Origin of the sequence: Paraburkholderia sp. MM5482-R2 (assembly GCF_050436125.1) — a bacterium.
In the GTDB taxonomy this organism is placed as follows: Bacteria; Pseudomonadota; Gammaproteobacteria; order Burkholderiales; family Burkholderiaceae; genus Paraburkholderia; species Paraburkholderia tuberum.
In genome coordinates, this window is the sequence record NZ_JBNDLP010000003.1 from 2,012,240 (window position 1) to 2,035,189 (window position 22,950).

At 64.8% G+C, this 22,950-nt stretch carries 19 protein-coding genes and 1 pseudogene; 8 read left to right on the forward strand and 12 right to left on the reverse strand.

Going from position 1 to position 22,950, the window contains the following annotated elements; all coding sequences use genetic code 11:
• Positions 1–32: 32 nt before the first annotated feature.
• From OKW37_RS31305 to OKW37_RS31325, 5 genes are all read right to left on the reverse strand, one after another.
• A complete protein-coding gene (locus tag OKW37_RS31305; protein ID WP_429403225.1) occupies positions 33–1,178 on the reverse strand; it encodes a nucleoside hydrolase in 1,146 nt (381 codons plus the stop codon).
• Between the two features lie 170 nt (positions 1,179–1,348).
• On the reverse strand, positions 1,349–2,830 hold the full coding sequence (gene zwf / locus OKW37_RS31310; protein WP_429403226.1) for a glucose-6-phosphate dehydrogenase: 1,482 nt from the start codon (positions 2,828–2,830) through the stop codon (positions 1,349–1,351).
• A gap of 236 nt (positions 2,831–3,066) precedes the next feature.
• Positions 3,067–3,999 carry a bifunctional Delta(1)-pyrroline-2-carboxylate/Delta(1)-piperideine-2-carboxylate reductase gene (gene lhpI, locus OKW37_RS31315; protein ID WP_429403227.1) on the reverse strand — a complete coding sequence of 311 codons (933 nt, stop codon included), beginning with the start codon at positions 3,997–3,999 and terminating at the stop codon, positions 3,067–3,069.
• Between the two features lie 130 nt (positions 4,000–4,129).
• Positions 4,130–4,762, reverse strand: a complete 633-nt coding sequence (locus OKW37_RS31320; protein ID WP_429403228.1) for a C39 family peptidase — start codon at positions 4,760–4,762, stop codon at positions 4,130–4,132.
• Between the two features lie 47 nt (positions 4,763–4,809).
• Positions 4,810–6,150 (reverse strand): NAD(P)/FAD-dependent oxidoreductase, encoded by a 1,341-nt coding sequence (locus OKW37_RS31325; RefSeq protein ID WP_429403229.1) that lies wholly within the window; start codon positions 6,148–6,150, stop codon positions 4,810–4,812.
• Positions 6,151–6,381: 231 nt separating this feature from the next.
• Between OKW37_RS31325 and OKW37_RS31330 the strand changes: the two genes are divergently transcribed.
• From OKW37_RS31330 to OKW37_RS31340, 3 genes are all read left to right on the forward strand, one after another.
• Positions 6,382–6,636, forward strand: a complete 255-nt coding sequence (locus OKW37_RS31330) for a helix-turn-helix domain-containing protein (protein WP_184067129.1) — start codon at positions 6,382–6,384, stop codon at positions 6,634–6,636.
• A 1-nt stretch (position 6,637) separates the two neighbouring features.
• Positions 6,638–7,978, forward strand: coding sequence for a type II toxin-antitoxin system HipA family toxin (locus tag OKW37_RS31335; RefSeq protein ID WP_429403230.1), 1,341 nt, complete (start codon positions 6,638–6,640; stop codon positions 7,976–7,978).
• Positions 7,979–8,385: 407 nt separating this feature from the next.
• Positions 8,386–9,240 carry a helix-turn-helix domain-containing protein gene (locus tag OKW37_RS31340; protein WP_184067124.1) on the forward strand — a complete coding sequence of 285 codons (855 nt, stop codon included), beginning with the start codon at positions 8,386–8,388 and terminating at the stop codon, positions 9,238–9,240.
• 51 nt (positions 9,241–9,291) lie between these two features.
• Here the strand turns inward: OKW37_RS31340 and OKW37_RS31345 are convergent, their stop codons facing one another.
• Positions 9,292–11,139, reverse strand: coding sequence for an ATP-binding response regulator (locus OKW37_RS31345; RefSeq protein WP_429403231.1), 1,848 nt, complete (start codon positions 11,137–11,139; stop codon positions 9,292–9,294).
• Entirely contained in the window at positions 11,109–11,678 is a 570-nt protein-coding gene (locus OKW37_RS31350) for a molybdopterin-dependent oxidoreductase (RefSeq protein ID WP_429403232.1), read from the reverse strand. Before OKW37_RS31350 ends, OKW37_RS31345 begins: the two co-directional genes overlap by 31 nt.
• Positions 11,679–11,948: 270 nt before the next feature.
• On the opposite strand from OKW37_RS31350, the gene OKW37_RS31355 reads away from it, so the two are divergent.
• A complete protein-coding gene (locus tag OKW37_RS31355) occupies positions 11,949–12,896 on the forward strand; it encodes a phosphoribosyltransferase (RefSeq protein WP_187610232.1) in 948 nt (315 codons plus the stop codon).
• Between the two features lie 40 nt (positions 12,897–12,936).
• Here the strand turns inward: OKW37_RS31355 and OKW37_RS31360 are convergent, their stop codons facing one another.
• Positions 12,937–14,604, reverse strand: coding sequence for an ATP-binding domain-containing protein (locus OKW37_RS31360; RefSeq protein WP_429510013.1), 1,668 nt, complete (start codon positions 14,602–14,604; stop codon positions 12,937–12,939).
• A 182-nt stretch (positions 14,605–14,786) separates the two neighbouring features.
• Between OKW37_RS31360 and OKW37_RS31365 the strand changes: the two genes are divergently transcribed.
• Positions 14,787–15,413 carry a glutathione S-transferase family protein gene (locus OKW37_RS31365; protein ID WP_429403233.1) on the forward strand — a complete coding sequence of 209 codons (627 nt, stop codon included), beginning with the start codon at positions 14,787–14,789 and terminating at the stop codon, positions 15,411–15,413.
• 26 nt (positions 15,414–15,439) lie between these two features.
• On the opposite strand, the gene OKW37_RS31370 is transcribed toward OKW37_RS31365, so the two are convergent.
• Both OKW37_RS31370 and OKW37_RS31375 read right to left on the reverse strand, forming a co-directional pair.
• Positions 15,440–16,132, reverse strand: a complete 693-nt coding sequence (locus OKW37_RS31370; RefSeq protein WP_429403234.1) for a potassium channel family protein — start codon at positions 16,130–16,132, stop codon at positions 15,440–15,442.
• A complete protein-coding gene (locus OKW37_RS31375; RefSeq protein ID WP_429403235.1) occupies positions 16,125–17,366 on the reverse strand; it encodes a TrkH family potassium uptake protein in 1,242 nt (413 codons plus the stop codon). Before OKW37_RS31375 ends, OKW37_RS31370 begins: the two co-directional genes overlap by 8 nt.
• 260 nt (positions 17,367–17,626) lie before the next feature.
• On the opposite strand from OKW37_RS31375, the gene OKW37_RS31380 reads away from it, so the two are divergent.
• A complete protein-coding gene (locus OKW37_RS31380; protein ID WP_429403236.1) occupies positions 17,627–18,226 on the forward strand; it encodes a Fur family transcriptional regulator in 600 nt (199 codons plus the stop codon).
• A gap of 148 nt (positions 18,227–18,374) precedes the next feature.
• Here OKW37_RS31380 and OKW37_RS31385 read toward each other — a convergent pair.
• Positions 18,375–18,900, reverse strand: a pseudogene (locus tag OKW37_RS31385) (response regulator).
• Positions 18,901–19,422: 522 nt separating this feature from the next.
• Here OKW37_RS31385 and OKW37_RS31390 point away from each other — a divergent pair.
• Positions 19,423–20,154: a ribonuclease activity regulator RraA gene (locus tag OKW37_RS31390; protein WP_429403237.1), complete on the forward strand. Its 732-nt coding sequence runs from the start codon at positions 19,423–19,425 to the stop codon at positions 20,152–20,154.
• Between the two features lie 47 nt (positions 20,155–20,201).
• On the opposite strand, the gene OKW37_RS31395 is transcribed toward OKW37_RS31390, so the two are convergent.
• Entirely contained in the window at positions 20,202–21,014 is an 813-nt protein-coding gene (locus OKW37_RS31395; protein ID WP_429403238.1) for a TetR/AcrR family transcriptional regulator, read from the reverse strand.
• A gap of 75 nt (positions 21,015–21,089) precedes the next feature.
• Here OKW37_RS31395 and OKW37_RS31400 point away from each other — a divergent pair, with 75 nt between their 5' ends.
• Positions 21,090–22,601 carry an MDR family MFS transporter gene (locus OKW37_RS31400; protein ID WP_429403239.1) on the forward strand — a complete coding sequence of 504 codons (1,512 nt, stop codon included), beginning with the start codon at positions 21,090–21,092 and terminating at the stop codon, positions 22,599–22,601.
• Positions 22,602–22,950: the final 349 nt, after the last annotated feature.

The following is a 22,950-nucleotide window of genomic DNA, read 5'->3' on the forward strand; positions in this document are numbered from 1 at the left end:
GCGGGTGCGGGCGCGCGGCGCTCGCGCGTTGACTAGTCCAACGGCCGCACCGGCACCGGCCGCGTCAGCAGATCGACATAGAAATTAAAAAACGCCGGATTATCAAATCGTTTGACGACCGTCATCTTCTGCAAACCCGGCGGCGGCGAACTCGTGTAGCCCGTGGCCTTGCCATCGTTGGCGCCGAAGCCCGTATCCACATCCACCCACTCCTCGACGGTCTGCGTCGCGAACGACGGATGCATCAGATAAGCGAGCGTCAGCGTGTCCCAGATGTTCGTCGTGTAGTTCGGATTGGTCTCGAAGCCGTTCTTGCCGTCGTATCCGTAGCCGTTCAGCTTCCTGAACAGTTGCGTGATGATGGTCTGCTTCGCCGGATCGTGCGCGACGCGATCGTACAGTGCCTTGTCCATTTTCACGGTATCCGTCACGTCGAGCGGAATCACCGTCTGTTTGATCGGCAGACGCAGCACCGCTTTCGCCGCTGCGGGATCGAACCACCAGTTGAATTCGGCGGTGGGCGTGGTATTGCCCCGCACGTCGATCGCGCCGCCCATGCAAATGATCTGCTTGATCAGCGGCACGATCTCGGGATGCTCGCGCGTGGCCAACGCGATGTTGGTCAGCGGGCCGATCGCGAGGATCGTCACCTCGCCCGGGTACCGCTTGACCGATTCGGCGATGAAGTCGATCGCGCTCTGGCTCTGCACCTTCGTGTGCGTCGCGAAGCCGTCCGGCGGCGCGACGAGGTCGCGAGCCGATTTCGGCTCGGGCTTGCTCCATGCGCCAACATAGCCATCGCCGCCGGGGAATTCCTTCAGTTCCCGCTGGATCGTTTTGAAGTCGTGCGTCAGTGCGTAGTTGGCGCCCGCATAGACGCCGATCTGTTGTTCGACGCCGAGTCGTTCGACCGATTTCAGCGCATCGGCAACACCTTGCTTCAGCCACTGATTGCCCGACACCACGGTAATGCCGAGCACTTTCAGCGAGCCCTGCGCCTGCAATTGCGCGGCCATCACCCCGAGCTGGCCGTCGTCGCCGAGCGTGTTGTAGTCGCTGTCGATGATCACCTTCGGCGGATCGCTCCGGGCATCGAGACTGCTGCTGGCGCAAGCCGTGAGATCGAGTGTGATTGCCACGCTTGCCGCCCAGATCAATGCCACGAGAATTCGCCCCATCGATGCCCCGTTTGGAATGCCGCTGAGTGACGCGGACAAGGAAACCATCATAGGCGCAAGCCGTATGAATGACGAATGATCAGCGCGGCAACGACAGCACACGCAAAAGCGGCTCGCGACGCCACTGCAACGTCGCGAGCCGCTTCGAATAGCGCGCTGTCAAAAGCCCGTTACTGCGATTCCTCCGCCCACACGGCGTTCTCCCGCGTCATCAACGCGGTCGATGCCGCCGGTCCGAACGTGCCCGCCGAGTATGAGCGCGGCCGCTCGCCCGACTTCGCCCAGCCTTCGAGAACCGGCTCGGCCCACGCCCATGCCGCTTCGAGTTCGTCGCGGCGCATGAAGTGCGTCAGACGTCCGCGGATCACGTCGATCAGAAGCCGCTCATAGGCTTCCGCGCGACGCTCGGTGAACGCCTGCTGCAGGTCGAGGTTCAGGCTCACCGGCAGCATGTGCATGCCGCTGCCCGGTTCTTTCGCGAGCACCTGCAACTGGATCGACTCTTCGGGTTGCAACTGGATCACCAGGCGATTGCCGTAGGTTCGTCCACCGCTCGGGATGATCGAGAACGGCAGATCGGAGAATTCGATGACGATCTCCGACAGCTTCTTCTGCATCCGCTTGCCGGTGCGCAGGAAGAACGGCACGTTGGCCCAGCGCCAGTTGTTGATCCGCGCGCGCAACGCGACAAAGGTTTCGGCGCGGCTGCCCGCCGGCACGTTGTCTTCCTCGAGGTAGCCCTTGACCGCCTCGCCATCCACCGCGCCCGCCGTGTACTGGCCGCGCACCGTGTCGCGCGCGATGTCCTCGGGCGTCATCGGCCGCAGCGAGCGCAGCACCTTCAGCTTTTCGTCGCGCACCGCGTCGGGATCGAGCGACACCGGCGGCTCCATCGCGACGATGCACAGCAGTTGCAGCAGGTGGTTCTGCACCATGTCGCGCAGCGCGCCGGTCTTGTCGTAGAACCCCGCGCGGCTGCCCACGCCGACCGTTTCGGCCACCGTGATCTGCACGCTCTTGATGTACGGCGCCTGCCACAGCGGCCCGAAAATCGGATTGCCGAAGCGCAGCACCATCAGGTTCTGCACGGTTTCCTTGCCGAGGTAGTGGTCGATCCGGTAGATCTGCGCTTCTTCGAAATGCTTGCCGACCGCGTTGTTGATCTCCTGAGCGGACGCGAGATCGTGGCCGAGCGGCTTTTCGAGCACCACCCGCGAATTGCCATCGACGAGCCCGGCCGACGACAGGTTGTCGCAGATATGGGTGAACAGATCCGGCGACGTCGCCAGATAGAACACGCGGTTCACGCCGTCGCGCGACGCTTCCTTCAGGCGCAGGTAGTCCTCGGCCGCATCGACGTCCATCCGCACGTATTCGAAAATTGCGAGGAATTTGTCCCACGCCGACGCGTCGAACGCTTTTTCGTCGATGAAGGGCTTGGCCTTCTGCTCCATGAATTCGCTGATGTATTCCTCGCGCGACCAGGGCTTGCGCCCGATCGTCAGAATGCGGGTGTCGGGCGGCAGGTTGCAGTGCAGATGCGCCATGTACAGCGCGGGCAGCAGCTTGCGGAACGACAGGTCGCCGGTGCCGCCGAAGATGATCATGTCGAGCGGCAGGTCAGGTGTGGCAGGAGCTTGTTGGGTCGTCATGGCACGGTCGCAGCGTCTAGGGGGAAGGCGTCGATCAGGAATCGGCGGCGGGCGGACGGGCTACGGCTCACGTCCGCTATGGCGCTTTTTCCGGCAAACATCTATGGTGCAACGTTTTGAGATAGTTTGCACGGCAGCATCTGCCGCAGGTTAGCGCAAGTTGCCAACCTTGCGCGCCAGACAGTCGTTTTTTCGGGATATTTTGCGGGATTATTTGCCGGTTGGGCCGCTGACGGTCAGCCGCGCGCCAGCGCGTCACGCGCGACCCGGCACGCGGCCAGATCCCACGCCGCGCAGCCTACGCTCTTGAACACCACCGGCCCCGCCGGCAAGGGCTGCGTCTGCTCGAGCACCGCGGCGATCCCGCCCACCCGCGCCCAATCGACACCGGCCTGGATGAAATCGCCGGCCTCGTGCATTGCGCCAGCCTGATCGTCGACGAACAGCGCGCTGCCCGCGATCGTAGTCGCGCCGATCTCGACCATCTGCGGCGTGAAAGCGCCGACGCCGATCACGAGCCGCTCGGCGCGCGCCGTCTCGTCGTAGACCGGCTGTTTGCTCGTGGTCAACGCGATCACGACGTCGACCGAAGCGGGAATCGTCGCGCCCGCATCCGCGAGCGGCCGCAGCTCACGCACCTTGCCGCGCTGCGCCGCGCAGAACGCTTCGGCGCGCGCGGGCGCGCTGCCCTTGACCCACACGCGCGCGTCGGGAAACAGTTCGCCGATCGCCTCCAGATGATTGAGCGCCTGCGTGCCGGTGCCGATCAGCAGGAATTCACGCGGCGCGCCCGCGGCGAACGTCGCGATGCCGAGCATCGACATCGCAGCGGTCCGGCGCCCCGTCACTGTCGGACCATCGAGGATGAACAGCGTCTCGCCGGTATCGGCATCGAAGGCCATGACCTGACCGTGGATCGTCGGCAGATGGCGCGCACCGTTGCTCGCGCACACATTGACGAGCTTGTGGATCGCGAGATCGGGCGCGGTGGCGGGCATCGACAGCATGACGCCGCCGGCGTTCAGCGGCACGACGAGCCGCTCGGGGCTCACGATGCGTCGTTGCGCGTAGTCGATGCTAGCGCGTCTCAACGCGTCGACAAGCGCTGCGTAAGGCATCAGCCGCGCGGTGGCGGCGGCGTCGAAGATCTGCGTGATCGGGCGGGTCATGGGCGGAACGATCCAATGGGGGATGGAGTGGGCATGACGTCACCGTAACCGAGCGCGAAAAAATTGACCAGTCGTGTGGACGTCTACTGCCCGCCGAATCGCGAACTCCGCTTCATGCCCAGCGCGCCGGCTACCTCGTGCCGCGGCTGAGCGTCATCCCCCGCCCTGCATGGAAACGCGAGATCGTCGCGAACGGCAGGTACACGTCGGACTGGTGCGGCGCGACGCCCGACGGGTTGTGAAACCACACGCCGCCGCGATCCCGCCCGTGCAGCAGGATCAGATGACCGCCCCGCCGCTGGTTCGTCCGCTCCGGATAGCGGATCTCGGGACTGACCGACACGATCGCGAGCGTATCGTCGTCGAGCCGCGCCGCGATCTCCTCGAGCGACGCCTGCGGCAGCACCTCGATATCGAGGCCGAACGCCGGGCCCGCCCAGTCGGCGAACGGCCGGTAGATCAGACCGTCGACGCCACCATCGTCGCGCAACCGGTATACGCCGTGCCGCAGCGCGTCGTCGAGCAGTGCGGCGCGCGGCGCGTGATCGATGCTCCAGTAGTCGAGAGCCGACTCGAGGCACGTCAGCCCGCACAGGCGTTGCGCCCAGAAGCGATAGCGCTCGGGGTCGGCGAAACCGCTGCGCTGCCAGTGCGGATCGTCGCACGGGTCGCGCTGCTGTTCGACGATGGCGCGCACCCACTCGGGGCTGCCCCATTGCGTGTAGTACGGGACGTCGGCGTGGCGGAGAACGGGTTCGGTCATCGGTGGTATCGGTCGGGTTGGGTTGTATCGGGTCGGGTCGCGCGGGGTTACAGCATGCTGCGCGGCCGCTTCATCGTGCCGTCGAAGAAACGCTGCAAACGGAACGCCGACAGATCGAGCGACGCCTCGCCGCCATCGTTGAGTTCAGCCAGCAGCTTGCCGACGATCGGCCCCATCGCGAAACCGTGACCGCAGAAGCCGGTCGCGATCGTCAGGCCCGGGACCTGCGGCGGCGCATCGATCACCGGAATGCCGTCGGGCAACACGTCGATCAGCCCCGCCCACGCCTCGACCACCTGGGCGTCGCGCAACGCCGGAAACAGTGCGCGCAGCTTTTTCAGCGCGCGCGGCGCGTGGCGCGCGTTCGGCTGCGGATGCGGGTCGCGCGGATAGAGCACGCGTTCGGCGTCGGGCACGCCGCCCGGCAGACGTTCGCGCAGATCGTGCAAACAGGCGCCGTTCAGATGGAAGCTGAACTTCTGGCGCTGCGTCCACAGTTCGGGCAAAAACCATTTCAGCGCGCGGAAATGACCGAGCGTCATGTCGACGTCGACCTGCATGTCGTCGGCGAGATTGATCGCGCCGTTCGCGCGCTGCCGGATGCCGAGACCGTGGCCCCAGAAGGTCGACGCCGTGATCGGCGGCAACGGATTGGTGCGCATGCAGGTACCGCGCACGGCCTGCTGCGGCAGTTCGAGACCGAGCGTTCCGAGCAGCCGCCAACTGCCCGCGCCGGCCACGCAGATCAGACGCGAGGTACGAATCGTGCCGCGCTCGGTGACCACACCAGCGATCGCACCGCCCGCGCGTTCGACGCCGACCACGCCGCAGCCCTCGAAAAACAGCGCGCCGGCTTCGGCCGCCCGTGCCGCGAAGGCCGCGGCGACGCGGCGCGGCTCGGCCTGACCGTCGCTTGGCGTGTACAGGCCGCCGAGCGCGGGGCCCTGCATGCCGGTCACCACGGCGTCGATCTGCCTGCGCTCGAGCGTGCGGGTATCGAGGCCATACTGACGTGCGACCTCGGTCCATTGCTGAAACGATGTCCAGTCTTCATCATGGGTGGCGACATACAGGCAACCGCCCTGGCGCCATTCGAGATCGAAATTCAGCTCACGTTCGAGTTCTTTCCACAATGGAATGCTGGCCATCATCAGCGGCACCTCCGCGGCTTCGCGACCCTGCTGACGCACGAAGCCCCACGCGCGCGATGACTGCTGCCCGGCGATCCGCGACTTGTCGAGGACCGCCACCGACAGGCCGCGCCGCGCCAGGTAATAAGCGGCCGCGCAGCCCATGATGCCGGCACCGGCGATCACGACGTCGGCGTGGCTGGGAAACGGTTGGTCGGCGGGCGTGAAGGTCGAGTGCAGCGGGTAAGTCGTGGTCATGGGTGGGCGGATTGGCGATGTGGGCGTCATCTTCGCAGTGGGAGCCATTGTCCGCAATGACGAGCGACGTCGGCACCGCGGCTGGTCGCAGCCGGGACAGCGCAGCCGGCGCCTGCCGGAATGCCCGATTATCCGTCACACGAATATTCGTCGATTATGCGTCACGCAAATATTTGACAAATATTCGTCTCACGCATAAATTGCGTTTATTCGTCTCGCAGATAATCCGCCATGCTCCACCTGATCGCCACGTCGGACCAGCTCGCGCAGTTGCTAGCGGCCAGCCGCCGCCAGGCCGGCCTCACGCAGACCGAGGCCGCCGCGCGCGTCGGCGTGAGCCAAAGCCGCATTTCCGCGCTCGAAACCGATGCGAGCGGGCTCACGCTCTCCCAACTGCTCGCGCTGTGCGGCGCCTACGGCCTGCAACTGCAGTTGCGCGACAAAAATCAGCCGAGCTCCGAGCCGGCACCGAACGTCGAGTGGTGAGATGGCCCGGCAAACCGCTTCGAAGGCATTGTCGGTGTGGGCCAACGGCGAGCGCGTCGGGCTCTGGCGGCTGCCCGCGCGCGGCCCGATGGAGTTCGCCTACGACGCCGCCTGGATCGCGTCGCCCGCGGGTCGTCCGCTGTCGCTGTCGCTGCCGTTCACGCCCGGCAACATGACGCACAAAGGGCCGCGGGTGCTCAACTACTTCGACAACCTGCTGCCCGACAGCGACGTCATCCGCAAACGCATCGCGCAGCGCTACCGGACCGAAACGCTCGAAGCATTCGACCTGCTGCAGGCCATCGGCCGCGACTGCGTCGGCGCGGTCCAGCTGCTCGCCGAAGACGACGCGCCGGCCGGGGTCCAGCGCATCGAAGGCACGCCGCTTTCCGACGACGACATCGAGGCGCTGCTCGCGCAGACGGTCGGCAAACCGACGCTCGGCGCGCCCGACGAATTTGACGATTTCCGCATCTCGCTCGCCGGCGCGCAGGAGAAAACCGCGCTGCTGTGGCACGACGGCCAATGGCAACGGCCGCACGGCGCGACGCCGACCACGCATATCTTCAAGCTGCCGCTCGGGCTGGTCGGCAACCGGCTCGCCGATCTCAGCACGTCGGTCGAAAACGAGTGGCTGTGTCTGCGGATTCTGCGCGCGTTCGGCCTGCCGGTCGCGAACACCGAGGTGCTCAGGTTCGGCAAGCAGCGCGTGCTCGCCGTCGAACGCTTCGACCGGCAGATGCATTCGAGCGGCCGCTGGCTGCTGCGTCTGCCGCAGGAAGATTTCTGCCAGGTCTACGGCGTGCCGTCGCATCGCAAGTACGAAAACGAGGGCGGCCCCGGCGTGCTCGACCTCGCGCGGATTCTGCAGCAATCGGTCGAGGCGCGGCAGGACATCGAGACCCTGCTCGCGAGCCAGATCCTGTTCTGGATTCTGGCCGCGCCGGACGGCCACGCGAAGAACTTCAGCATCCGCCTGCTCGCCGGTGGCCAGTACCGTCTGACGCCGCTTTACGACGTGATGTCGATCTGGCCGGTCGAGGGCAACGGCCCGAACCAGTGGTCGTGGTACAAGGCGCGGCTTGCGATGGGTCTATGGTCGCGCAGCAAGCACGATGCGTTTCGCGACGTGCAGCGGCGACACTTCAACGCGATGGCGTTGAAGTGCTCGTACGGCGCCGACGCCGAGCCGCTGCTCCAGCGTCTGATCGAGCAGACACCTGGCGTGATCGAGCGGGTCTCGGCGGAGTTGCCCGAGCGCTTTCCGGGCAAGGTCGCCGAGCGGATTTTCAAAGGACTTCAAAATTCGGCGGCCCGGCTCGACACGATGCCGGCAAGCTGAACGCGGACCGCGCGTGCCGGCGCAAACCCGATCCCTCCGGACACACTTTTCATTGCGCCTCTCGCCTGGCTTTTCCGCAAGGGCGGACCTGCCGGGCTTTGCGGCAAGCGGCCGGATCCGTCGCCTTGCGCACTACTCATTCGTGGATTCCCTACGGTTTCGTCATCGTTTCACCGGTAGAATGCCTTTTGATGCTCAATGCATCAAAAGTCGCCGGCACGGCCATGGCGTCGCTTGCATCAGCGGACTCGGCGGCCGGTCTGACAAAATCATAAATGGTGATTTTTTTTACGGTACATTTGCTGTCCCCGCGTGACCGATTCATGCGCATAGCATGCGCAGGGTCGGCTTGCGCCTGCCGACCGCGCTCCAGATGTACCTTTTAACCCGGCGGATTTTCACCCAGCATGGCCAACGAAACACACTCACCCGACTCCATCGCGGTTGCCGAGCGCGTGCGCGAGTTGATGAGCAGGCATGGAATCGGCAAGCGACAGCAAACCACGGAGCTATGCCGCATCCTCGATCTGAGTTTTTCTCAGGGGCACCGCAAACTGCGCGGCAATAGTCCGTGGACGCTGTCGCAGATCAAGAAAGTCGCCGAGGTATTCGACGAACCCGCGGCGCAGCTGTTCGGCGCGCAGTCGCTCGATCCGGGCGTCGTCGGCGCGATCGCCCAGGAGGCGGTGTTCTGCATCGGCGCGACCGAAATCGCCTGCACCGCGTGGGTCGGCGCGGCGCTCGAACCGGGTAGCCGCCCGGAATTCGTCGCCTATTCGCGGCTCGGTCAATGGCGCGTCTCGCGTCATGATGGCGCGCTGTATCAGAGCGCGTACGAAGTCCACAAGATCGAGATCTATCCGCGCCGCGCCGAGACCGACAAGCCGGCCATCGCGGTGGTCGACGACGATCGTGCAAGCGCCGATAACCTGCGCGATTATCTGGAGCGCAGCGGCTTCACGGCGGTCGCGATCTATGGGCTCGCGGCCTTCAGCGAGCAGTTGCAGACGCAGGTGTTCGACGGCGTGATCATCGACTGGCTGTTCGGCTCGCAGACCTCCGCGGCCGCGATTCGCGCGGTGCGCGCGTCGGAGAACCCGGACGCGCCGATCTTCGTGCTGACCGGCGAACTGCTGACCGGCAAGGCCAGCGAATCGGAGATCAGCGAGGTGATCCGCGATTTCGACGTCGCGTGCTACGAGAAGCCCGCGCGCATGGCGATCCTCGTCGCCGATCTGTCGAAGCGGCTGAACCGCCCCTGAAGCGCGGGCGCCGATGCGCGCCCCGTTCGCGGCAGCGCCGCCTTCACGCGCTCACGCCTGATGCCGCGCCGCCAGCGCCCGCTGCAGGGCGTGCTTCAGATCCTCGTAATGGACTGGCTTTAACAGCGCCTCGAACACCGACGGCACACCACTCGCGCCACTTTCGCCATTCCGCACGACCTCCGGCGCGTACGCGCTGACCACGATCACCGGCACGCCCGCCGACGGTCCGTCGCGCGTCGCGAAGTCTTCGAGAAACGTGTAGCCATCGCGCTCCGGCATGTGCAGATCGAGCAGCACCACTTCGCAGCGGTGGGTGTCGAGCCACGCGAGCGCGTCGTTGGCATTGCCGAATGCGAGCGAGTCGTAGCCCATGTGCGCGACCATTTCGCTGAGCGACTCGCGGATCAGCCGGTTATCGTCGATGATCAGCACGCACGGCTGCGCGCCGTCCGGCTCGGCTTGCTCCGCGACCTCGGCCGGCTCGACGGTTGCGACCGGCACGACCGGGATCGTCACCGTGAAGCTGGTGCCCTCGCCGACCGTGCTCGCGACATCCACCGTGCCGCCGAACAGCTTCACGAGCCCTTGCACGATCGTGAGCCCCATCCCCGCGCCTTCGAAGCGGCGCGTGCGCGACGCGTCGAGCTGCGTGAACTCCTCGAAGATCAGCGGGATCTGTTCGGACGGCACGCCCGGCCCCGTATCGCTGACGACGAAAACCAGCAGCGCCGGCTCTTGCCGCAGTTCGACGCGCACCGTGCCGGTCTCGGTGTAGCGGATCGCGTTGGTGACGAGGTTGTTGACGATCTGCCGGATGCGGTGCGGGTCCGACTCGACGAGCCCGCTCGCGCCGCTCGCCTCGCTTTCGAGCTCGAGCCCGCGCGTCCTGGCGGACATCGTGTGTTCATCGACGATCGACGCCAGCAGCTCGCGCGGCTCGAAATGCTGGTGCCGCAGTTCGAGCTTGCCGGCGCCAAGGCGCGCGTAGTCGGTCAGGTCCTTCATCTGCGCCTCGAGATGGCGCGCCGCGGTTTCGAGCCGCTGGATCACCTTGCGGTCGGCCTCCGAGTGATAGGTGAAGCCGAGCAGTTCCACCGACGAGACGATCGCATGCAGCGGCGTGCGCAGTTCATGGCCGATCATGCCGAGAAACGCATCCTTCGCGAGGCTCGCCTCGCGCGCCGCGCGGCTCGCCTGATGCTCGGCTTCCAGCGCCGCGCGCTGCTGGCGCATGAGCCGCGTGCGGCGCCGGCCGTTGAGCACGAGCAGCAGCGTCGCCGCCGCCGACAGCAATAGCAGCACCAGACCGCCCGCGAACAGAAAGCGGCGCTTGTCGATGAAATCGCGGTTCATCGCCTCGCGGTCGGCGACATCGGCGAAACGGCGCGACAGCGCGAGATCGTTGACCTCGCTCCAGTGCTGGCGCAGCTGCGCGTCGATCCGCGCGGCACGCGCACGGTCGCGCTGCAGTACGTCGATCTCGGGCTGGATGTCGTCGAGCACAGTCTCGAGCGTCTTGATTTCGTCGAGCTGCCGTTGCAACAGAGCGAGCTGCGCGGAGAGCCGCTGCGTCGAGCCGGCCATCACGCGCAGCTTCGATTGCAGCAGCTGGAAGCGCAGCTGCAACTGCTGATAATCGTCGTCGGCACCGGACTGATACAGCAGCAGCTGGTTCTCGAAGCGCGCGTACGCGATCTGCAGTTGCGCGGCGTCCCAGTAGAAACCGTCGTAGGTACCGGTCAGCTGCTCGGTCGCGCGCGGGTTCAACAGGTTCGCATAGAGCAGATAGCCGATCGCGCCGGCGGGCGCCGCGAGCGCCATCAGCCAGATCAGCACGTTCAACACGCGCCGCCACGGACGGCGCGCTATTTGACGATGAGGGCCTTGATCTGCCATACGAATTTCGAGTCGCCGACCGCGCCAGTCAGTTCATCTGGAAAAGCGTCGCGCGGATAGATCAGAAACAGCGGCCCGAAGTCGCTGAGTTTCAGGCGCCGGCCGTTCATGCTGTACGCGACGATCACGCCGTAGCGTTCGCAGTCCGACACCGGCACGGTGTAGGTGTAGTCGTCGAACGTGTGGAGTTCGATCTGGGTGCCGTGCGCGCCGACGGCCTTCAGGATGTCGGCGAGCCTGGGCCCGGTGAACGTCGAGCGCGGCGTCCAGGTGGTCGAGGTCGTGATCGTATGCACGGGCAGCGCGAGCAGTTGAGCCTCGTTGAAGTGATAGGTGCGATGCGCGGCGTCGTTGGTATTGGCGATCTTGCCCTGCACGTCGAGCGCCAGCGCCGGCGACTGCCGCGCGCCCGGCTGCGCATGCGCGCAACAGACGGAAAGCCCGACGATCAGTCCCGCCAGCCCCGTCAGCCAGCGCATCCGCCAGGGCACACCGGTTCCGCTGGCTGCGTTGCGCAGCGTTGCAATCAGATTGGCCATTTGCTTTTTTTATCCGATTTCGTTGATTCGCCGGACCGCGGGCGGCGCCACGGTCAGCCGATCTCATGCCACGCGAAGTGTTGCGCCGTACCGTGCCGTCAAACGCGTGCCACCCCGACACGCGACCTTTGACCCGCATGCATAATATCGCCAAAATGCGCTGACTCAAAAACGGGGACCCGCGATGTCGCGCCAGTGCGTCAGCGCGCGCCGCGCGCGCATCCCCGCGGACCATCGCCTTCCATCGCGCCACGCGGCGCCTCGATAGTCATGAACAAGCCGGTCCTGCCTCTGACGTACGAACAGCTCGATCACTGGATCGAATCGCTGCAACCCGCGTTGCTCGCCGAGCGTTTCTCGATGGCGCTCGGGATTCTGCGCGGCGGCGCGCCGCTCGCGCTGATGGTGTCACACGCGGTCGGCGCGCCGGTCGCGTTCCTGCGCTACGACCGCCAGACGCGCGCGGTCGCATGGGATTCGACGCTGCCGATCCCGCCCGCCGGATCGAAAGTGCTGTTGTGCGAGGACATCGCGGGACGCGGTTTTACGCTCGTCGATTGCATCGCGTTTCTGCAGGCGCACGGGCTCGAAGTCAAAACCCTGACCGCCGCGGTCGATGATCTGAGCCGCGCACAGCCCGACTACGCGATCGATGCGCGCGGCTACTTCGCCCTCTTTCCATGGGAGCGCCAGGCGTACACCGAGCGCTACCGCGACGACTGGGCGCGCGTCGAAGCCGGCGCCGCGCCCGCGATGGCCAACGACCACGAGTACGCGGCCTACGCGATCGACCTCGACGGCATCCTGCTGCCCGACGTACCGCTCGCGCGCTACGACGAGGACCTCGCCGCCGCGCTCGCCGAGCGCGACGCGCTGCTGCCGTTCGAGGTGCTGCCCGGCCTCGACCTGCAGCAGGTGCGCACGATCATCACGGGCCGCCCGGAGATGGATCGCGCGCGCACCGAAGCGTGGCTCGCGCGACACGGCTTCGCTCACATGCAGTTGGCGATGCGCACGCCTGGCCTGCACGACGACAGCCCCGCCGGCGCGGCCGCGCACAAGGCGAGCGCGGCGCTGCGCGCGGGTGTCACGCACTTCGTCGAAAGCGATCCGGTGCAGGCGCTGCTGATCGCGCAGCAAGCGCCGCTGCTGCGCGTGATCTGGTGGGATGCGCTGACGCGCACGGGGATTTTGGTGAGCGCAAGGGCGTGGAGTTGAGCGCAACGTTCCGAGTGGGCGCAGCGCCCGAACGCCGCCGCTACCCGTCCTTCGCCTCGCGCAACTGCAAATGCCGCGCGGCCCGCTGCGACGCGACGACGATCAGCTTCATCGTCGCGCGCGTCGCGCCGACGAACAGCTTGCGCGCGCTGCGTTCGTCGAACGCGTCGAAGTCGATCTCGGTGAAGATCACGCACGGCGCCGCCTGCCCCTTGAAGCGGTAGATCGACTCGAACAGCACGTCGCCTTCACGATACTCCGGGTTGCCGAACAGATCGTATTTGCCGGTGAAACTGCGCAGCCGATGCGGTCCGAGATGATCGAGCGCGCTCATCGCCGAGCCCTCGCGGCCGCGGAACGACAGCACCGCGATGTCCTGCTTGCGAAAACCGAGCGATAGCGCCTGCGTGATGGCGCGCTTGGTTGCGTCGATACTGCTTTCGGCGCCCTGCGCTTCGTCGTAGACCGACACCGAAACCTCGGAGCCGTCGAACGGACTGCCCGACGTAAGTGCCGCGGCCAGCGGCACCGACGCGCCCAGCACGTCGCGCAGATAATCGAGGATGTCGCGAGGACTGCGGTAATTGGTGGTTTCTCTCAGCGTGGTCCAGCCGGGCAACGAGACCGGCTCACGCATGTACAGATTCTGCAGTGGGTCTTCGAGCCACCACCACGCGGCGCCCGGCCGCAGCAGCCGCTCGAGCGCGGCAAACCATGGCTGCTGGAAATCCTGCCCTTCGTCGACGATCAGTACGTCGAATTGCCAGCGCGGTTCGATCGGCGTGTCGGCGAATACGGCCTCCAGTTGATCGAACACCTGCGCCAACCGGAAATCGGGCGCGCGGCCCGCGTCGCGCGCGATCCAGTCGCAAAGCTGGTGATAGTTCGCGACTTTCGCCTCCGGCGGCGCGACCCGCGCGATGTGATCGGCGAGCGGCCGGTTGAAGCACACGTACAACGGCCGCTCGCCGCGCGCGACCGCGTCCTTCATCACCTGCACCGCGAGTTGCGTCTTGCCGCAGCCCGCCGTGCCGATCACGCGCAAACGGAACGGCGCGAATTCGAGCCGCCGGGCCCATGTCGCAAGTCCGCCCGAAAGGCGCGTGACGAGCGTGCCCGCCTGCCCGACGAGCGCGCTCGTGTCGGGCGTCAACGCGAGTTCGTCGGCGAGAAAGTGGTGGATTTTCGCCGCGCAGGGAAGCCGCGGTTCATCGGCCGGCAGTGCTTCGCGGACGATCGCCGCGAGACGCTCGCGCCGCGTAGCGTCGACGATGCGCGCGGGATTCACGCCGGCGATCGCCGCATCCTTGACGATGTGATCGGGACAGTACAGCAGTTCCTCGATGAAATAGGCGCCCGCGCCGAACGCCGCGGTAAAACGCCGGTGCAGACTCTCGATCGTATGGGCGAGCGCGATCGCGACGTTTCGTTCGGTTTGCAGATACACCTTGACGAGCCCCTTCGGCGTTTCGCGCAGAAAGCCGGTCTTCTGCTCGATGATCAGCAGGCGCCCGGCGGGACTCACGATCACGAAATCGGCCTCGCCGAACACGGAGAAGTTCTGGTTCAGGCGCGTCCAATGCACGCCGTGGTAGACGGTGTAGTCGGCGGGCAGTGCCTTTTCGAGCAGCGCGAGCGTTTCACGTTCGCGCGCCGCCGCGCCGGTCGCTTCGAGGCTCTTCCAGTCGTCGGGAACAATGCGGGCCATGCGGTGCCTCAATGAGTTGGGATGCGTGTTTTCAGCGGGCAATCCGGAGTGCGGTCATTGTACGCAACGCAATGTCGGCCGGGCGGCCCGTCGCGCAAAGGCGCGCGCATCGTGTATCGTTACAGGCTGAACGCCGCGCACGCCGCGCGGCTTGCCAACCGTAAGAGAAAAGGATTTACCGGATGATTACGATCTGGGGACGCGCCAATTCGGTCAACGTCCAGAAGGTCTTGTGGTGCTGCGACGAACTCGTGCTGCCGTTCGACCGCATCGACGCGGGCCTGCAATTCGGCCGCAACAACGAACCCGACTATCTCGCGATGAACCCGACCGGCAAGATCCCGACGCTGGTCGACGACGACTTCGTGCTGTGGGAATCCAACTCGATCCTGCGCTATCTGGCGATGCAATACGGCGAATCGAGCCTGCTGTATCCGGCCGGCCCGAAACTGCGCGCGAGCATCGACCGCTGGCTGGACTGGTCGCTGTCGACGCTGCAGCCAGTGGAACGTCCCGTGTTCTGGACCCTCGTGCGCACGCCCGAGGCCGAGCGCGACGCCGCCAAACTCGCCGCCGACGCGAAGGCGGTCACCGTCCTGTGGCGCCTGCTCGACACGCATCTGCAGGGCCGCTTCTTTCTCGAAGGCGACAAGTTTACGCTCGCCGATATCGTGATCGGCGCGTACGCGAAGCGCTGGTTCGGCCTCGACGGTTTGCAGCGGCCGCCGCTGCCGAATCTGGAGCGCTGGTATTCGCGTCTCACGACGCGTTCCGGGTTCAAGAAGTATGTGGATTTCCCGTTGACCTGAGCATGGCGCGGGTCGGCTGAAACAGTTCAGGTATGCGCGCGACCCGCAAACTCTTCAACCTTGCTCGCGGGGCCCGACACGATCAGCAGATCCCCCGGCACAACAACCGTGTCAGGCCCCGCGTGCTGGAACTCTTCGCCGGCGCGCCTGACGGCCATGACCATGACACCGAACGCCTCCAGAACGCCGCAATCTGCGAGCGGACGGTTGTGTGTCGGCGCCGGGGCATGAATCGCGGCGACGGCAAATCCTTCGCCGAATTCAATGTAGTCCACGATTCGGCCTGTGATCAGGTGAGCGATCCGTTCACCCATTTCCGCTTCCGGATAAACCACGTGATGCGCGCCGATGCGCTGGGCAATCTGGGCGTGTTCCGTGGTCACCGCCTTCAGCCAGATGTCCTTGATCTGAAGTTCCGTTAGGGCCATCAGGGTCATCAGGCTCGCCGAAAGGTCGCTTCCAATGCCCACGATCGCATGAGGGAAATCGGCAACGCCCAATTGACGCAGGGTATTCACGTTGGTCGAATCGGCCTGGACGGCATGCGTCAACCGGTCCGCCCATAACTGCACCTGCTGCTCGTCCCGGTCGATTCCCATCACGTCATGGCCAAGCCGAAGCAGCGACTGGGCCACGGCACAGCCGAACCGCCCCAAACCGATGACGACCACACTGTCGCCTTTCGAAAAAGAGAGCGAAATCTTGAACAGGTCAGCCAACAATTGGATGCTCCTCGGGGTAGCTATATTGCGCACGCCGCTCAACCAGTATTAACGACGTTGCAAAGGTAATGGTTCCAACCCGGCCGACGTACATCAGCGCGATGATCACGAACTGTGCCGGCGCAGGCAGATCACCCGTGACACCCGTGGACAGACCGACCGTACTGAACGCCGAAATAACTTCGAAGATGACCTGATCGGTAGGGAAATCGGTGATGTGCAGAATGATCAGTGTGCCGACCGTGATCATCACGGCGCCCAGCGCCACGACGGTAATCGCCTGCCGCTGCGCCGACGCGCTGACACGGCGCCCAAACGCTTCGATATCGCCAAGCCCGCGGATCTCTGCGATCACCAGCAAGGCCAGAATGGCGATGGTGCCGATCTTGACACCCCCTGCCGTTCCCGCGCTGCCCCCGCCAACGAACATCAGGAAGAAATGCAGGGCCCAGCTTTCATGACGCATTGCGCCGACGTCGAGCGAGTTGAAACCCGCCGTGCGCACGGATACCGAGGCGAAAGCTGCCGAAAGGAGCTTCTCTCCGAACGGCATCGGACCCAGGGTTTTTGGATTGGTCCATTCGAACAGCAGCAACGCAAGAAATCCACCGAGCAGCAGCACCCCCGTGACCACTAAAGTGAGCCTGGTGTGCAATGAAAGCCGACGGGCACCCCGAAGTTTTTCCCGCAGATCGTACAGAACCGGAAACCCGATTCCGCCGACGACAATCGCGACCATCACCGGTACCAGCATCGACGCGTCGGCGGCATAGCGCATCAGACTGTCCGGGTGAATTGAAAAGCCCGCGTTGCTGAACGCGGAGACCGCATGGAACCATCCACTCCATGCGGCCTCGCCCCATTGGAAGTTGTACCCGAAATGAAGCCTGACCGTCAGCCAGAGTGCCGTGGTCAGTTCAGTGACGAGCGTCACGACGAGCACGAGGCGCGCCACGCTGCCGATGTCCCCGAGACGGAGCGTGTGCGTCTCGACCTGGGTGATCAGCTTCGCTCGCAGCGGCAAGGACCGGTTGACCATGAGTCCCAGCAAGGTGGCTGCGGTCATCATGCCGAAACCGCCAATCTGAAACAGGCCGAGGATGACCCACTGTCCAAAGCTTGACCAGTAGGTGCCCGTATCGACAACGACGAGTCCGGTCACGCAGACCGCGGAGGTAGCGGTAAAAAAAGCGCTCAGCCACGGCGCTGCCTCACCTTTGGCCTGCGACAAGGGCAACCTCAAAAGGAGCGTCCCTGCGGCAATCGCAAAGAGAAAGGCTAAGGCTACTGCCCGCGATGGGTGAAGCAGTTGTCTCATCGAGATCCCATCAAACACATTCAGAGACTGACTGACAAAGAATAGGCATTTTTTGCCAGTAAAGACCCTATTTTTCGTTTGTTGTCAGTTGTAAGCCAAATCTGGGGAATCCCGATTCTCTCGACGCTTCGACCGGCGCGGCACTTGCATCCCCCTGCCTCTATAATCGACGCATGAAAACCGCCAAGCCCGCCGCGACCGGCCGTCCGGTCGCTCCCACACCTGCCTCCCCCGCCGCCGATGCACACGATCATCGAGCGCATCACGACGTGCACGAGCCGTCGCACGCACATGGCCCGTCGCAGGAAGCGGCTCTCGCACTCGCCGAGGAATATTGCCGCGAACGCGGCGAAAAACTCACGCCGATCCGGCGCAAGGTGCTCGAACTGCTGCTGAACTCGGGACGCGCGACCAAGGCCTATTCGCTGCTCGACGAAATGCGCCAGATCCACGCCGGCTCGGCGCCGCCGACCGTCTATCGCGCGTTGGATTTTTTACTGTCGGCGGGGCTCGTGCATCGGATCGAATCGATCAATGCGTTCACTGTCTGCCATGATCTGACGCAATGCCAGCACGGCATTCTCGTCGTATGCCAGCAATGTGGCAGTGTCACCGAATTGCATCAACCGAAGCTGCGTCAGGCCCTCGTCGCGCAGATCGAGGACGCGGGCTATCGGCTCGCGAGCGACGAAATCGAATTGAAGGGATTGTGTGCCGCCTGTCAGGCGGCCAAAGCGGCCAGCGCGGCCGCGCCGGTGGCCGCGGCGAAATAGCGGCGCGCCACATTGGGTGCGCAACGCTGTGTGACGCGCTGCAAAGCGTCGATGGCCGTGCGCTGCTTCGAGAAACGACATCTCCCCGCCGCGCGCCGGCCTGCCCTGTCTAAAACCAGCTCCCACGAGAGCCGCTGCGAAGCGTCGATCAACCCGCCGCGCGGGCGTCGATCGCGTCGTGCAGCAGCGTCACGAGCGCTTCGGGTAACGCAGGTTTGGTCATGAAATGCTGGAAGCCTTCGCCGATGCTGCGCAGGCGGTATGCGTCGTCGGTATGGCCGGTGAGGGCCACCGCCACCGAAGGGCAATGACCGCCGCAAATCTCGTGGTCGCGCAGCCGCTGGATCAGATAGAAGCCATCCATGGCCGGCAAGTCGAGGTCGCAGACGACCGCGTCGGGAAGCAGCCGCATCGCCGCCACGACGCCCTCTTCCGCATCGGCGACCGCGCAAACCTTCGCGCCTTCCGCCTCGAGTAACAAGGTCAACGATTCCCGGCTGTCCGGGTCGTCCTCCACCAGCACGATCGTGGCCTGATCGAGCCTCATTGCTGCGTTCATCGTAATGTTGTTGCTCTGAAAAACCGGTTTGGCCGTCCGAGGGGGCGGAGGTTTCACTTTGTATTTCACTTTGCTGATTGCCGCCGATTCGCGCGGCCAGGGTGTTGCTGTCCATGATTCCGACCCGATTTCGCACGCCGAGTTGCAGACAGGTCCGCGCTTGTAAAACATTGCGCAACATCTTCCCGAGTACAACGCTTGCGCACGGTAACGCGCCAAAATTGCACGTCGATGAAAAAACGGCGCTCGACGCACACCGCGATTTAGCTGCTCAGTGTCCGCAGTTTTTCCGCGGCTCGCCGATCGCCGGCACCCGAAGTTCCGGCGCGGTTCGTACGAACCCCGTTCGTACGGCCTTCCCCGCCCGGTATCGATTCTGCCCTTCGTATTGTTTGCACAACGCGGCGCCCCCGTTCGTTTTGTGTCGCTCGCATCCGACGACACTGCAAGCACGTCGCGTGCCTCGTTGCAGCGGTTCGCGTCACCACACACGTAAAGAAGGGCTCGGTCGCGGTTGCCGATGTCGCGCGATGAATGGCGCTGGCCTGCTAACCGGTGGTGTCGCGGCGCTATCATCGTGGGCGCGCACGCGCGCCTACCGATGCCCCCTCATCTCAACCCGAGGTCAACCGACACCATGTCCGCCACATCGCCCGCGCTTTCCGCCGCGACGCTCGACATCCTTCGTCACGTCAGCACCGCCACGCTGACCACGCAGCTATTCAAGCGCGGTCTGCGCAACACCTTCATGCAGGGCGTCGCGCCGCTCGGTCCGCGGCGCGGCGCGAATCTGGTCGGGCCGGCGTTCACGCTGCGCAACATCCCATCGCGCGAAGACATCGACGTACTGGAGCTATTCGCGGACCCTGAGTACGCGCAACGCAAATGCGTCGAGACCATTGCGCCGGGCCACGTGCTCGTGCAGGATTGCCGCGGCGAGCGCGGCAGCGCGTCGTTCGGTTCGATTCTGTCGCTTCGTTTGCAGGTGCGCGGTGTTGCCGGGATGGTGTCCGACGGCCCGGTGCGCGACAGCGCGACGATCGCCGCGCTCGACATGCCGGTGTTTTGCGCCGGCGCGAGCGCGCCGCCCAATCTGATCCGCCATCACGCGGTCGATATCAACGTGCCGATCGGCTGTGGTGGAGTCGCGGTGTTTCCGGGCGACGTGATCGTCGGCGATGTGGATGGAGTTGTGGTAATTCCGCTGCAGATGGCCGACGACGTCGCGCAAGCCGCCGTCGGGCAGGAACAGCTCGAGGCGTTTCTCACCGAAAGGATTCGTGCCGGCGCCGCGCTGCCCGGCACCTATCCGCCGAACGACGAGACGAAGGCGGCGTTCGACGAGTGGAAGAAAAATCGCAAAATCTAGGGCCCTTTCAAACGACGCGGCGACCGGTGCGCCACACGGGCGCCAGTTCAATCGCCCTTGCCGGGCCCGATACCCTGCAACAGCAACGCCACCGCGTGCCGCGCAATGTCCGCACCGCCGATACTGTGGCGCAACGGATCGTTGCGCCACAGCTTCGAGGTGGCAAGCGGCAGAATCGTCATGCCGAGCAGCGTAACGAACACGAGCGCGGGTTCGAGCGATGCATTCAGGCGCCCCTCCTTCTGCCAGCGCGCGATCGCCAGCAGCGACGCGTTCTGATGCGCGAAACCAAAGCGCTCATGCATGCGCTGGCGCAGCAGCCCGCCGTCGCTGATCACTTCGCGCACCCACAGCGACGCGAACCACGGGTTGTCGCTCGCGATCTGCACGAGCCGCTCCGTGAGTTGCGTGATTGCCGCGACCGGATCGTCGGGATTCTCCTGAAACGGCAGCCCGAGGCTCGCGCGCAACGGTACGAAACACTCGTCGATCAGCACATCGAGCAGTTGATCGCGCGTCTTGAAGTAGTAGTGCACCATCGCGGGCGTGACGCCGGCCTCGCGGGCGATCTCACCCAGCGATGTCTCGACGATGCCCTGCCTCGCGAACAGCGTCAGCGCGGCGTCGAGCAAGCGCGCACGCTGCGCGGGACCGCGCGCGGCGCCCGACGGCCGGCCGGGGCGGCGGGCGGCCGATCCAGCCGGTGCGCTGCTGCCGATATTCGCGGCATGAATATCCGTTGCCGCTGCCGTGAGTTTGGGCTTCGACGCGTCGCGCTCTTTCGCGGCCATTCGCGCGGGCGGCCCCGTATCTGCCACGGCATTGTGCGCCGCGGCGTCGTCAGGCGAGATCCTTGTCATTGCATTGAATTTGACGTGAGAGGCGATGTCACATATATTAATCGCTCAGTTAATTAATTTCAACGCGTTGCCGCCATGGAACAACCCGCTACGACCCTGTCAGTCGACTCCGCGCCCGCGGCCGACCATCCGCCGATCCGGCTGCTGTTTCCGGCGCTGCTGCTGGTCATGCTGCTCGCCGCCCTGGACCAGACGATCGTCTCGACCGCGCTGCCGACCATCGTCGGCGAACTGGGCGGGCTCAATAACCTGTCGTGGGTCGTGACCGCCTACCTGCTCAGTTCGACCATCGTCGTGCCGCTGTACGGCAAGTTCGGCGACCTGTTCGGCCGCAAGATCGTGCTGCAGACGGCGATCGTCATCTTTCTCGTCGGCTCGGCGCTGTGTGGCATCGCGCAGAACATGAGCCAGCTGATCGTGCTGCGCGCGCTGCAAGGGCTCGGCGGCGGCGGCCTGCTCGTCGTGACGATGGCGGCGATCGCGGACGTGATTCCGCCCGCTGAGCGTGGCCGCTACCAAGGCGTGTTCGGCGGCATCTTCGGTCTTGCCACCGTCATCGGTCCGCTGCTCGGCGGCTTTCTGGTCGAGCATCTGACGTGGCGCTGGATCTTCTACATCAACCTGCCGCTCGGCATCCTGTCACTCATCGTGATCGGCGCGGTGTTCAAGCCGCACGTGCGCCACGTGAAGCACACGATCGATTACATGGGTGCCGCGTTTCTCGCCGGCGCGCTGACCTGCATCATCCTGTTCACGAGTCAGGGCGGCACGATCCTGCCGTGGTCGTCGCCGCAACTGTGGTTCACGCTCGGCATGGGCCTCGCAGCGATCTGGGGATTCATTCACGAAGAACGCAGCGCGCTCGAACCGATCATGCCGCTCGGACTGTTCAAACAGCGCACGTTTCTGATCAGCAGCCTCGTGAGCTTCATCATCGGCGTATCGCTGTTCGGCTCCGTGACGTTCATTCCGCTCTATCTGCAGGTCGTGAAGGGCTCCACGCCGTCGCACGCCGGCATGCAGATGCTGCCGATGATGGGCGGCCTGTTCATCCTGTCGATGGTGACGGGCCGCGTGATCAGCAAGATCGGCAAGTACCGGCTGTTCCCGATCATGGGCACGTTCCTCGTCTCCGTGGCGATGCTGCTGCTCGCGCGCCTGCAGATCGATACGCCGATTCATGTGATGTATCTGTACATGGGTCTGCTCGGCTGCGGCCTCGGCATGGTGATGCAGGTGCTGGTCCTCGCGGTCCAGAACACCGTAGAGTTCAAGCATATGGGTGTGGCGACATCGGGCGTCACGCTGTTTCGCTCGATCGGCGGCTCGATCGGCGTGGCCGGCTTCGGCGCGGTGTTCTCGAACGGCCTCGCCGGACGCCTCGAAAAGCTGATCCCGCCCGACACCGAACTTCCGCAGGCATTGGGTCCCGCAGCGATTCATCAGCTACCCGAAGCATTGCGCAACGACTATCTGCATGCGTTCGCGGGTGCGTTGCACACCGTGTATCTGTCGGCCGCATGCGTCGTGGTGCTCGCCTTCGTGCTGGCATGGCTGCTGAAGGATCATCCGTTGCGCAAGCACTGAGCGTACTTCGACGCCTGATCGGAAAGCTGATGCAAACGCGTACCGGCAGGCGCCAGATAGCAGGTCGATCACGAGGCCGCACGCACGACGCGTCGGCCTCGTTGTTTTTTTGTCGCGCTCGCTTCATGCAGCGCGATGCTTCCGGGTACCTTCCATTTGTCGTGAAACAACAGACACATACACTCGTTTCGAATGTATGGCCAGGGTTTCTTCATACCTCCGAATGAGCGGTAGCGCACACAATCCAGGGACCAACCGCGTTGACGTCCCCCGTGAAACGCCACATATTGGAACCCGTGGAAACGCAGCCGCTGCCTACGTCTCCACGACTTCCGGCGCATGTGGATCG

What these genes read in the sequence shown, in the direction of transcription:
- OKW37_RS31390 (WP_429403237.1), top strand. Translation starts at nt 19,423, where the DNA reads ATGTCCGCCACATCGCCCGCGCTTTCCGCCGCGACGCTCGACATCCTT.
- OKW37_RS31380 (WP_429403236.1), top strand. Translation starts at nt 17,627, where the DNA reads ATGAAAACCGCCAAGCCCGCCGCGACCGGCCGTCCGGTCGCTCCCACA.
- OKW37_RS31365 (WP_429403233.1), top strand. Translation starts at nt 14,787, where the DNA reads ATGATTACGATCTGGGGACGCGCCAATTCGGTCAACGTCCAGAAGGTC.
- lhpI (WP_429403227.1), bottom strand. Translation starts at nt 3,999, where the DNA reads ATGACCCGCCCGATCACGCAGATCTTCGACGCCGCCGCCACCGCGCGG.
- OKW37_RS31345 (WP_429403231.1), bottom strand. Translation starts at nt 11,139, where the DNA reads ATGGCAGATCAAGGCCCTCATCGTCAAATAGCGCGCCGTCCGTGGCGG.
- OKW37_RS31320 (WP_429403228.1), bottom strand. Translation starts at nt 4,762, where the DNA reads ATGACCGAACCCGTTCTCCGCCACGCCGACGTCCCGTACTACACGCAA.
- OKW37_RS31305 (WP_429403225.1), bottom strand. Translation starts at nt 1,178, where the DNA reads ATGGGGCGAATTCTCGTGGCATTGATCTGGGCGGCAAGCGTGGCAATC.
- zwf (WP_429403226.1), bottom strand. Translation starts at nt 2,830, where the DNA reads ATGACGACCCAACAAGCTCCTGCCACACCTGACCTGCCGCTCGACATG.
- OKW37_RS31350 (WP_429403232.1), bottom strand. Translation starts at nt 11,678, where the DNA reads ATGGCCAATCTGATTGCAACGCTGCGCAACGCAGCCAGCGGAACCGGT.
- OKW37_RS31360 (WP_429510013.1), bottom strand. Translation starts at nt 14,604, where the DNA reads ATGGCCCGCATTGTTCCCGACGACTGGAAGAGCCTCGAAGCGACCGGC.
- OKW37_RS31330 (WP_184067129.1), top strand. Translation starts at nt 6,382, where the DNA reads ATGCTCCACCTGATCGCCACGTCGGACCAGCTCGCGCAGTTGCTAGCG.
- OKW37_RS31325 (WP_429403229.1), bottom strand. Translation starts at nt 6,150, where the DNA reads ATGACCACGACTTACCCGCTGCACTCGACCTTCACGCCCGCCGACCAA.
- OKW37_RS31395 (WP_429403238.1), bottom strand. Translation starts at nt 21,014, where the DNA reads ATGACAAGGATCTCGCCTGACGACGCCGCGGCGCACAATGCCGTGGCA.
- OKW37_RS31400 (WP_429403239.1), top strand. Translation starts at nt 21,090, where the DNA reads ATGGAACAACCCGCTACGACCCTGTCAGTCGACTCCGCGCCCGCGGCC.
- OKW37_RS31355 (WP_187610232.1), top strand. Translation starts at nt 11,949, where the DNA reads ATGAACAAGCCGGTCCTGCCTCTGACGTACGAACAGCTCGATCACTGG.
- OKW37_RS31340 (WP_184067124.1), top strand. Translation starts at nt 8,386, where the DNA reads ATGGCCAACGAAACACACTCACCCGACTCCATCGCGGTTGCCGAGCGC.
- OKW37_RS31335 (WP_429403230.1), top strand. Translation starts at nt 6,638, where the DNA reads ATGGCCCGGCAAACCGCTTCGAAGGCATTGTCGGTGTGGGCCAACGGC.